The organism is Xenorhabdus yunnanensis, from assembly GCF_028598805.1.
GTDB classification, from domain to species: domain Bacteria; phylum Pseudomonadota; class Gammaproteobacteria; order Enterobacterales; family Enterobacteriaceae; genus Xenorhabdus; species Xenorhabdus yunnanensis.
Window position 1 is genome coordinate 1 of sequence record NZ_JAQRFI010000106.1, and the last position, 4119, is coordinate 4119.

Below are 4119 nucleotides of genomic sequence, written 5' to 3' on the forward strand. Positions count from 1 at the left end.
ATGATTTGTAAAACGACGGCGTGTCGGCGGTGCTACAAATCACATCTGGTCCCGTATTTGACCCGGCTTTTTCGCAAATTTCACAGTCACTTTTTTTTCAAATTTTTCGCAACCTTGAAACGGTTTTTCGTCAATTCAAAATCAGCATCAGGAACAACATGACGATGAACACGCGAAGGTTCGGGTTGCAACTCACCGTTTTCAATTGCCACCATTTCTTTCACACCACTCAGCAACTGTTGAAACAAATCTGCTCTCATAATTTTCTCAACTCATGGACAGTCTAACTTCAAAAGGTGGGCTTTCAGTTCTTCAGTGGATGCCCTCAAATTCGCCGTTATTAGCTTCACAAGCCGCTCTGTTGAATCCCCCTCGAATGTGATGTCAGTAAACAGACAAAACAGCTCTACGGCGTTCTCATGGCGTTTAATCAGCTCGGAAAGATTGCTATCAAGATGATTCATGTAATCCCCTTACAGAATATCTTGATCGGCTAATGCGAACAGATGATCGTTTACCTCATCGAAAATCACTTTCAAGTTGTCCGATAAGATGGCCAGAAGCCACTTTAATTCGTGGTTCTCAGGCAGGACGGCAGACAATTCGGAAAACGCTTTGACGATATGCTTGTGACGTTCAACTTGTGAAAATGTGATATGGTTGTTAGCAGTCATTTAGACCTCGCATACAGGTTTATGTGATAGAAACGCCTCAGAGTTCCAGTCTGGGGCGTTTTGCTATTAGGGGTTCCGTGGTCATTTCTGCAATAACACCCGCTAAGCGATTTTCACCCTGACGGAAATCACTTGTTTTCCGTTCAAAGGCTAATGAGAGAAATATTCTTGCCCAAATACGGCGTTTTTGTATGCGACAAACACCATCGGATAATCGAATGGTACGACAAACTGACTTCTGACGTTTTCCGTACATTTCAGATTCAGCATAACCTCGAATGTTTAGAATCGGATCTGGTTAACTCATTGAATTTCTGTGAGCCAACTTTTGTTACCGTGTATTGTTGCAGAAATTCCCACGGTGCCCCTATTAGATCACCCGTAGATCTTCATGACAAGGGGTTATTTGCTCTGTGTCGATTCTAGACCCCTTCCAGCCATAACAAGCCATGTTATTGCCCAGGACACAGCGAGACTTAAAAAAATCACCCGTCAGATTACCCGCAACGCTCGCCGCAAGGTTGGATTAGGGAGCGGCATCGCCGCGAGTCTGTCCAATCGAGGAAGCGTAATTTCGTCTGATCGGGCATAGGAACTCGGCCACTCAGAACCCCACTGAAAAACCGGTTTTAACCCGCACTTTCTGACGAAAATCGAGGTCTAAGACTAATAAGATACAGAAGGGGATCGCTCGCAAGCCGCATCACAAGCGGAAAGTTTTTGACAATAGTTATCTTGTGAGATAACTTAGTTATCTTGTGAGATAACTATTAGGATAGATTCAGATGCGAAAAGTCACGCAAATAGATCTCGAAACCGGAGAAGATTTAGGCGGCTTTGTTGCTGTAATTCGCCCTAAGCAAAAATCATCATTCGAGAGGCATTTCACCATGAATCAAGCAGCCCTGCTCTTAATCGCCAACGAACTAAATCACGAGCAAACGAGGGTGCTAATGGCTTTGCTTGCTGATCTGGATTACGAAAACTATATCCAAATTGCTCAAATCGATGTGGCAAATGCATTAAAAATGCAAAAAACAAACGTTAGTAGAGCTATTAAAAACCTCATTGAGTTTGGGATCATCCTTGAAGGCCCTAAAATCGGGCGTAGCAAGACTTATCGATTAAACCCACAGTTCGGCTGGAAGGGAACAGTGAGCAACCACAAAAAAGCCCTCAAAAACGGCCTCAGTGTTATTCAGGGCGGAAGAGCCTAACAAATCACCAAATCCATTTACCAAGAATTCCCACGTTAGGCCTTGTCTTGCAAGGCTTTAACGCAGTTTCCCATCCGCCATTGATCCCTTAAGTATTAAAACCAAATTAATATTATTATTTTATTATAATTTGATTTTTCCTAAATCTTGCAAGCCATATACATTCATACTAATTGTTGTAGGTGCTAAATATCCTAATCTTTCAAAGAATTTTATTGCATGATCTCGCATAGCAATTAAAAATTCATTTTTATCTAAAGAGGTTTTTACCTCTGGAATAACATAACAGTTTACACTTATACACACTCTTCTATTCCCTTTTAATGGCGTAAATTTTACATCTATAGGCTGATCAGGAAAAGAACATCTAAACTCTTTATTTTCATAGACTAATGATAACCCTTCGGAAAAATAATTCCAAAGATGATTTATATTATCCCACATGGATTTATCAATAAGAGGTTTTCCATTGATAGTTAATTCCAATGCACCATCAATATAATGAATGTCTCTTATCTTACCTTCATATTGAAAAATATCAAAAAATTCATCTCCAATTTTAATATATGAGTTTATGTTTATATTGGTATTTATCATTTTTACCTCGGTTTTAACTTAGGATAAAACTGTCCTATTCTTCCGTTTTCAAATCCGACAGTATACAGTTGGCCTTTATAATACCCTTCTATTTGAAAAATCTTAGATCCTTGTTTTAATAAAACATTTCTGTTTTTCTTCATTATACTATTAATGGCATTAACAATCTTGTTTACAGTCATGTCACACGATAAAAAACTTTGTGTTTTTTTAATTGAACCATTCCAAAAATAAGGGTGATGCCGCTCAAGAATATGCTTCATTCCTCTTCTATCTAATTGAAAAGTTTGATTTCCAAAATGATAGACTTTCCTTTGAAATAACCTAAGTTCATTAACTACGTTATGTTTACAGGCTTTCTTTTCGGGAAGGCCCCAAGTATTTGCATGGGACAGAGTACCAAATGTCACACAACAAATTGTCAGAATGACGACAAATAATTTTTTCACTGACTAACTTCCTCTTTTTAAATAAAATAAATTGATCATGTAACTTTGACATGAAATATTCATCATTACGTTTACTCAATAATAATGAATATGAGGTATACATAGATTTGAAAAGGCAACAATACAAAATTAATTTTGAGCGGGGAAGCTATTTTTTTAGACTTCTGCCTAGATGTATTTATCAATAAATTGGTTTTCAATCATAAAAATTATTATTTAGAATAACTTATATTTTATTTAATAAATGAATGAATTCAGCCATTGAATTTAAACTCGTTCATCCATTCTGGTACATTCAAGGCCGTTCTGAACGCGTCCGTCGTGCGGGTGATGGGGCTTTCAGGTGATCTCGATTGGCATATTGATATAAGACTTATATGCAATCTGGATCACCTATTCGATAGGTTGCGGATTATCCCCGCGCACGCGGGGAACTCTAGATGATGGTGCTGGTCTAAACCGAGAGAAGATCATTATCCCCGCGCACGCGGGGAACTCTACAAGGAAATCACCCGATTTTCACCCCAAAAAAGCCACCTAAAAAACCGAATAAAAACGCATAAATTGAGATACCCGTTTACGTGAAAATTTTAACGTAATGTCAGAGGCAAAATCAGCATTCTGTGCCACGGATTGCATCCATAGCACAGAACCACGCTTTCGCCCTTCCTGCGCGTGAAACAGGACAAGGTCACTGGGCAGCTCGTAACTTCGCATATATACCGAGAGGGGTTTGTGCCAATTTGGCACTAAATGTGCGCAGGGGTATGACGATAACATCTATACGCTATCCCGTACCCGTTGAAGGGTTCTTTTGTCTTCGACCGTCCAGCTTTCGAGTCGCAGATAAATTGCTAAAAGACGGCTTAGCAGGGATGAGGGGGATCGCGTTCCCTGATTGAATCCCCCCTTTTGTATCGGCGGATAGGCAGAAGGTTATCCCAGTAACATCATATGAGCCGCCTTCCATGTCCTAACGGACATCTAAAACGTATTCCTTCCGGTGTCTTTCCCTTTCAATTTCGTCAGAAAAATAGTCTCGCGGGGTGTCGGGGCGTTGCCCTGACCTAGATGATTTGTAAAACGACGGCGTGTCGGCGGTGCTACAAATCACATCTGGTCCCGTATTTGACCCGGCTTTTTCGCAAATTTCACAGTCACTTTTTTTTCAAATTTTTCGCA

General features: G+C 40.0%; 8 protein-coding genes. 2 read left to right on the forward strand and 6 right to left on the reverse strand.

Annotation, left to right across the window (positions count from 1 at the left end; all coding sequences use genetic code 11):
- Positions 1-86: 86 nt before the first annotated feature.
- The 4 genes from PSI23_RS20460 to PSI23_RS20475 are packed head-to-tail and all read right to left on the reverse strand — an operon-like array spanning position 87 to position 930.
- Complete coding sequence (locus PSI23_RS20460) at positions 87-260, reverse strand: hypothetical protein (protein ID WP_273556800.1); 174 nt, start codon at positions 258-260, stop codon at positions 87-89.
- A gap of 12 nt (positions 261-272) precedes the next feature.
- The gene (locus PSI23_RS20465) at positions 273-464 is read right to left on the reverse strand and encodes a hypothetical protein (protein ID WP_273556801.1); all 192 of its coding nucleotides are present in this window, start codon (positions 462-464) and stop codon (positions 273-275) included.
- A gap of 9 nt (positions 465-473) precedes the next feature.
- Positions 474-674 carry a hypothetical protein gene (locus tag PSI23_RS20470; RefSeq protein ID WP_273556802.1) on the reverse strand — a complete coding sequence of 67 codons (201 nt, stop codon included), beginning with the start codon at positions 672-674 and terminating at the stop codon, positions 474-476.
- A gap of 37 nt (positions 675-711) precedes the next feature.
- On the reverse strand, positions 712-930 hold the full coding sequence (locus PSI23_RS20475) for a hypothetical protein (RefSeq protein WP_273556803.1): 219 nt from the start codon (positions 928-930) through the stop codon (positions 712-714).
- A 529-nt stretch (positions 931-1459) separates the two neighbouring features.
- Here PSI23_RS20475 and PSI23_RS20480 point away from each other — a divergent pair.
- On the forward strand, positions 1460-1891 hold the full coding sequence (locus tag PSI23_RS20480) for a helix-turn-helix transcriptional regulator (RefSeq protein WP_273556804.1): 432 nt from the start codon (positions 1460-1462) through the stop codon (positions 1889-1891).
- Positions 1892-2014: 123 nt separating this feature from the next.
- Here the strand turns inward: PSI23_RS20480 and PSI23_RS20485 are convergent, their stop codons facing one another.
- On the reverse strand, positions 2015-2488 hold the full coding sequence (locus tag PSI23_RS20485; protein WP_273556805.1) for a hypothetical protein: 474 nt from the start codon (positions 2486-2488) through the stop codon (positions 2015-2017).
- 2 nt (positions 2489-2490) lie between these two features.
- Positions 2491-2937, reverse strand: coding sequence for a hypothetical protein (locus PSI23_RS20490; RefSeq protein ID WP_273556806.1), 447 nt, complete (start codon positions 2935-2937; stop codon positions 2491-2493).
- Between the two features lie 623 nt (positions 2938-3560).
- On the opposite strand from PSI23_RS20490, the gene PSI23_RS20495 reads away from it, so the two are divergent.
- A complete protein-coding gene (locus PSI23_RS20495) occupies positions 3561-3839 on the forward strand; it encodes a hypothetical protein (protein WP_273556807.1) in 279 nt (92 codons plus the stop codon).
- Positions 3840-4119 lie beyond the last annotated feature (280 nt).

What these genes read in the sequence shown, in the direction of transcription:
- PSI23_RS20460 (WP_273556800.1), bottom strand. Translation starts at nt 260, where the DNA reads ATGAGAGCAGATTTGTTTCAACAGTTGCTGAGTGGTGTGAAAGAAATG.
- PSI23_RS20465 (WP_273556801.1), bottom strand. Translation starts at nt 464, where the DNA reads ATGAATCATCTTGATAGCAATCTTTCCGAGCTGATTAAACGCCATGAG.
- PSI23_RS20470 (WP_273556802.1), bottom strand. Translation starts at nt 674, where the DNA reads ATGACTGCTAACAACCATATCACATTTTCACAAGTTGAACGTCACAAG.
- PSI23_RS20475 (WP_273556803.1), bottom strand. Translation starts at nt 930, where the DNA reads ATGTACGGAAAACGTCAGAAGTCAGTTTGTCGTACCATTCGATTATCC.
- PSI23_RS20480 (WP_273556804.1), top strand. Translation starts at nt 1,460, where the DNA reads ATGCGAAAAGTCACGCAAATAGATCTCGAAACCGGAGAAGATTTAGGC.
- PSI23_RS20485 (WP_273556805.1), bottom strand. Translation starts at nt 2,488, where the DNA reads ATGATAAATACCAATATAAACATAAACTCATATATTAAAATTGGAGAT.